Origin of the sequence: Methanocalculus sp. (genome assembly GCF_029762515.1) — an archaeon.
Lineage (GTDB): Archaea > Halobacteriota > Methanomicrobia > Methanomicrobiales > Methanocorpusculaceae > Methanocalculus.
The window spans coordinates 1-5,383 of record NZ_JARVGN010000134.1; the positions used below are offsets into that span (position 1 = coordinate 1).

The following is a 5,383-nucleotide window of genomic DNA, read 5'->3' on the forward strand; positions in this document are numbered from 1 at the left end:
CTGTCAAACCTGCCTGGACGAAGGAGTGCCATATCAAGGATATCGATCCTGTTTGTTGCCCCGATGATCTTGACATCCCCCCGTGACTCAAAGCCATCCATCCCGGCGAGCAGCTGCATCAGCGTCCGATGAACCTCCCGATCGCCGGAGGAGGTCTCCTGGCCACGTGATGCACCGATTGCATCGATCTCATCGATGAAGATGATAGAGGGGGCGTTCTTCTTTGCATTCTCAAAGAGCTCGCGGACAAGGCGTGCCCCTTCACCGATATACTTCTGGACAAGCTCTGATCCAACCACCCGGAGGAAGGTTGCCTCTGTCTCATGGGCAACAGCCCGTGCAAGCAGCGTCTTTCCGGTACCGGGAGGCCCATGGAGCAGAATTCCTTTTGGTGGAAGGATACCGACCCGCTCAAAGAGATGGGGTTTTTTCAGCGGGAGCTCGATTGCCTCACGCAGTTCGGCAACCTGCCGTTGAAGCCCGCCGATATCGCTGTAGCTCTCGGTTGGGCGGCTATCAACCTCCATACCATAGACCTGCGCATCATAGGCGGATGGGAGCACCTCGACGATTGCCAGTGTCTGCTGGTTCATTGTACACCGGACACCGGGTTTCAGATCCTCGGCATTGATGAACTGTGATGTGCGCACAAGGAACTTCGGACCTGCACTGCTCCTCACAACAACACGGGTGTTGTCGATGACATCGGCAATCGTTCCGACAATCAGGGGCGGGCTCCTCATCTGCTCTATTTCTGACCGTAGTTTCCGGACCTCACGCTCATACCTCACCTTCTGGGTTTCAAGGTACTGGCGATCAGTCTTCGACTGCCGGAGTTCCTCTCGCAACTCCTGGTTCCGGCCTTCAAGCTCGGTAAGACGCTCAAGCACCATCCGGTATGAATCATCGGAATGGAGGGTGTCGTCAGGTGTGCGGGATTTTACGGCCATAACTCTTCAAATAGATATATAGGAAAAAAAGTTATAAAGTTGTTTGGGATATGTATGCAACCACAACACTGTGAAGCCTGTGGAGAGCTTATCAAAGGACGATCAAAGATTGTACGGATTGAAGGATCACAACCGATGAAGGTCTGCGAACGATGCGCACGGCATGGAACGGAGGTGCAGGTCCAGACAGGGCCGCGGCCATCATATGGCCGGGGAGGTGGAAAGCCGGTGCCTACGTCCGGCCGGGTTGCCACCCCTCCTGTCCGCCGAAGGCGTGATGTCTTTGATCTCATCGGTGGAGACATCGTCGAGGATTATGCCGATCGGATACGGGATGCACGCCTCGAAAAAGGGATGAGCCAGAAGGATCTTGCCCTTGAGCTGAAAGAGAAAGAGCACCTCATCAAAAAGATTGAGAACGGGGATCTGATCCCTGAGGATGCTGTCCGGAAGAAGCTTGAAGCAGCGCTCGAAATTCGCCTGATCGAGTCAGAGGGTATGCAGGATGAGAGCGGCGGACATGCAGGGACGAGCGGGACAACCCTCGGCGATGTCATCCAGATCAAGAGGAAGTGAGATGGACTCGCCATTCATCCTCATCAACTTCAAGACATACCGGGAAGGAACCGGGTATGGTGCAGATCGTATTGCACGGGCAGCGAGTGCAGTGATGGAGGATACGGGCATTACAATCGGTATCGCCCCATCCTACACCGACCTCAGAAAGATGGCAAAACATTTTTCGATTCCGATCTTTGCACAGCATATCGACGGTGTCGGAGCAGGAGGGTTTACCGGACATACTCCTGCATACATGATGAAGATGGAGGGTGCTGCCGGATCGCTCATCAACCACTCAGAGCGGCGGCTGACACTTGCAGATATTGAAGCCTCGCTCACCGCCGCAGAGGCAGAGGGATTGACATCAGTTATCTGCACAAATAATATCAGGACAACAGCAGCAGCGGCCGCACTTGGGCCGGATTATGTTGCAATTGAGCCGCCAGAGCTGATTGGTTCCGGGATCTCGGTTGCACAGGCCGATCCTGAGATCATCGCCGGATCTGTAGAGGCTGCCCTGAAACAGAATAGTGAGGTGAAGGTGCTTGCCGGTGCCGGGATCCAGTCCGGGGAGTGTGTCAGGATATCCCTTGATCTCGGATGTGCCGGGGTACTGCTTGCATCAAGCGTGGTGAAGGCAGACGATCCCGAGGCGGTGCTCCGGGATCTCGTCTCTAAAATCTGAACTATTCTACAATTAAGGAGATGAGGTCATGCTTTGTTATGACCCCTTCAACCCGCCCTTCTTTCATCACAAGCACCGCATGGTGCTGTTCTAAAATGCCAACTACCGTCTCGATCTCGATCTCTGGTGGAACTGTCGGGAAACTGGATTCCATGTAGTCCCGGACTGTTGGGTGATGGCCCTTCTGATGCTTCTGCTCGCCAATTGCGGTGAGGATGGCAGATTCTGATATACAGCCGACCGGCACCCCGTCCAGCAGAACAGGGAGCTGTGAAAAGGCCATTCTGTCCATCTTCTCAACTGCCGATAAAATTGAGTCATCAGGTGAGACACTCTCGACAGGGGTGTGCATCAGGCTTGACGCGGTGATGACGGGTATTTCAGAAAGAGTGAGCACATCAACTATTCTGCGAAGGGTGCTGACACGCGGGTCAACCGAACCCCGTTCGATGCGTGCGACCATCGACTGGCTGATCCCGGATCTCCTGGCAAGTTCGGCCTGCGTCATCCCAATCCGTCGGCGTACAGATCTGATCTCATCTGCGGTAGGAATATGCATACTATTACTCACAGGTATATATGAAAAAAGCTGCCCTGGTAATGATGAGTGGGAGGAGTAAGCCCCCTTCTGTTCATTGCGGCATTCAGCTAAGCGCCGTACCCGGGCGGGATCCGGGCATCCCTTCTGCCCTGTTTGGCTTGCACCCGCAGGGATTCACCGTTCCATCGATCCCTGCCGATACGCTCAACGAGTTGCACTGCAGAATGCAGAGTATCGCACCACCGGAGACCGGAGGTGCTCGATCGTTTCATTGCTGGCGGCAGGACGTGTCGTTTCTGTGTCATTGCCATGACTCTCGCCATCCCCGATTGACCGGGGCTGCGCGCCCGGAGGGTGGGGGGACTTTCCTCAGCAGCCCAAAAGGGCCACCGTCAGCCGCACTCTCCCTCTCATCGCTGTACGATAGGGCGAAATGCGCTATGTACAGTATATAAATATCGATGTATACAGAGATTAAACCTCGTATTATGGGAGATACCATCATCTTCTCCGGAGTTGATTCAATACTATGATGCTTCTGTCCGAGGAAGACGGGAGGATTGGAGTCTCCCTCGCAAGAGAGGCTCTCAGGGCGGCAGTGCTGCATACGGAGTTGACGCCGCCCCCCCTTCCACCGATATTTTCTGAGAAACGCGGGGTCTTTGTCACCCTGAACAGGGATGGGGATCTGCGTGGATGTATCGGCATTCCTCTCCCGGTGATGCCCCTTCAGGAGGGAATTATTGAAGCGGCACACTCAGCTGCGCTCCGGGATCCACGGTTTAACCCGGTCAGTCCAGAGGAGCTTCCGTTGATTGCACTGGAGGTGACAATCCTCAGTGTTCCTGAAGAGGTCCCCGCTCCCCCCTCAAACCGGGATGATAAGGTTGAAGTCGGCAAACACGGGCTGATCGTGAAAGGAAGAGGGCGATCCGGCCTTCTCCTCCCGCAGGTTGCATCAGAATACGGATGGAATGCAGTTGAATTCCTCGATCATACCTGCAGAAAAGCAGGACTCCCGCCGGGATGCTGGCGGGACGAACAGGTATCCGTCCTCAGGTTTGAGGGCCAGATCTTCTCTGAGTAACCATGTCAATACAGTTTGAAGTGATGCATAAGGACATCGCCGGGAGGGTCGGAAGGCTCACCGTCGGCGATAAACGTATACGAACCCCGGCCCTCCTTCCGGTTGTAAACCCGCATATCCAGATCATCTCACCTGCCGAGATGGCGGCGATGGGAATCGAAGGGCTGATCACAAATGCCTATATCTTCTCAAAGAGTGCTGATTTTCGCGAGGAGGCACTCTCCCGCGGACTCCACTCGGTGCTTGGGTTTGACGGGCTGATCATGACGGATTCGGGATCATTCCAGCTCTCGGTGTACGGCTCGGTCGATACCACAAATGAGACAACCATCTCGTTCCAGCGTGATATCGGAAGCGACATCTGGGTACCCCTCGATATCCCGACCCACCCGGATTCACCACGGGAGACGGTCGAGGCGGATCTTTCCGTCACCATGAGCCGCCTCCGTGAGGCCAAGGAGATCTTCGGGGATGATGCACCCCTCGCAGGGCCTGTGCAGGGTGGTCTCCATCCCGACCTGAGAGAGCAGGCAGGCCGTGAGACGAGTGAACTTGGATTTGCCTTCTGCCCAATCGGTGCGGTTGTTCCCCTTCTGGAAGGGTACCGGTATAAAGAACTCGTCAGATCAGTCATTTCTGCCAAGAAAGGGCTCTCATCTGCTGCATGTGTCCACCTCTTTGGTGCCGGCCATCCCTCGATGTTCGCACTTGCAGTCGCAATGGGCTGCGATATCTTTGATTCTGCCGCCTATGCCCTGTATGCACGGGAAGGCCGCTACATCACCCCTTCCGGCACCCTGAAGCTCGCTGAGATCGCAGAACTTCCCTGTGCCTGTTCTGTCTGCCGATCACATACCGCTGATGAACTGCGATCCGCTCCCGATAAGGAGCGGCTCCTCGCCTACCATAATCTTGCAGTGACACAGGCTGAGATCTCCCGGATCCGCCTCTCCATCCAGGAGGGCACCCTCTGGGATCTTGTTGATGAGCGGTGCCGATCTCACCCGAGACTGCTTGAGGGATACCGCGAACTGCTGAAGCACGCCCACCTCCTCGAACGATCTGATCGGGCAACAAAACGGAGATTCTTCTACCGGGGCGATGAATCCTGCAAGCGGACCGAGGTGATTAAATTCCAGGAGATGATTCCCCGGATACGGCTTTCAAAACGCTCGTTAATCCTCTGCGGCGGCCCACAGCCACAGGAATTTGAAGAAGTGCTTGAGCTTCGGCCGCCCTTTGGGGCTGTGCCGACTGAGCTCTCGGAGACCGCACCGATGGGGCAGTCCGAGGTTCCGGAGTGGGATGATGCGATGCTTGAGTCTGCTTTTGCCGGGGTGGATGCGCTTTTATCTGCAAATCCGGATACCGAGGTGACCTTCTCGGCAACACCTGATCTTGTTGATCTGATCCGGAAGCGGTTCCCGGCACACAAGGTGATCTCATGAGCACCTTTGAAGTCCGCCGCCGTGACGGGCTTGCCAGATATGGGCTCTACACGACAGGCGACGTAACGATCGAGACCCCGGCAGTGATCGACCCGGTTGCAGTCTTCCCGG

Annotated in this window: 6 protein-coding genes and 1 other RNA gene; 4 read left to right on the forward strand and 3 right to left on the reverse strand. The window is 55.5% G+C overall.

Annotated features, from left to right (window positions below):
- Nucleotides 1–950, reverse strand: a 950-nt coding sequence (locus QCH34_RS06125) for an AAA family ATPase (RefSeq protein WP_300331757.1), incomplete at its 3' end; no start/stop codon positions are given.
- 54 nt (nucleotides 951–1,004) lie between these two features.
- Here QCH34_RS06125 and QCH34_RS06130 point away from each other — a divergent pair.
- Nucleotides 1,005–1,526, forward strand: a complete 522-nt coding sequence (locus tag QCH34_RS06130) for a multiprotein bridging factor aMBF1 (RefSeq protein WP_300331761.1) — start codon at nucleotides 1,005–1,007, stop codon at nucleotides 1,524–1,526.
- Between the two features lies 1 nt (nucleotide 1,527).
- A complete protein-coding gene (tpiA, locus tag QCH34_RS06135) occupies nucleotides 1,528–2,196 on the forward strand; it encodes a triose-phosphate isomerase (protein ID WP_300331764.1) in 669 nt (222 codons plus the stop codon).
- Nucleotide 2,197: 1 nt separating this feature from the next.
- Here tpiA and QCH34_RS06140 read toward each other — a convergent pair whose 3' ends face one another.
- Both QCH34_RS06140 and rnpB read right to left on the reverse strand, forming a co-directional pair.
- Nucleotides 2,198–2,755, reverse strand: a complete 558-nt coding sequence (locus QCH34_RS06140; RefSeq protein WP_300331767.1) for a CBS domain-containing protein — start codon at nucleotides 2,753–2,755, stop codon at nucleotides 2,198–2,200.
- A gap of 46 nt (nucleotides 2,756–2,801) precedes the next feature.
- An RNA gene (gene rnpB / locus QCH34_RS06145) (RNase P RNA component) lies at nucleotides 2,802–3,149 on the reverse strand.
- Nucleotides 3,150–3,266: 117 nt separating this feature from the next.
- Between rnpB and QCH34_RS06150 the strand changes: the two genes are divergently transcribed.
- The gene (locus QCH34_RS06150) at nucleotides 3,267–3,824 is read left to right on the forward strand and encodes a TIGR00296 family protein (RefSeq protein ID WP_300331769.1); all 558 of its coding nucleotides are present in this window, start codon (nucleotides 3,267–3,269) and stop codon (nucleotides 3,822–3,824) included.
- A 2-nt stretch (nucleotides 3,825–3,826) separates the two neighbouring features.
- Entirely contained in the window at nucleotides 3,827–5,272 is a 1,446-nt protein-coding gene (gene tgtA, locus QCH34_RS06155; RefSeq protein ID WP_300331772.1) for a tRNA guanosine(15) transglycosylase TgtA, read from the forward strand.
- Nucleotides 5,273–5,383: the final 111 nt, after the last annotated feature.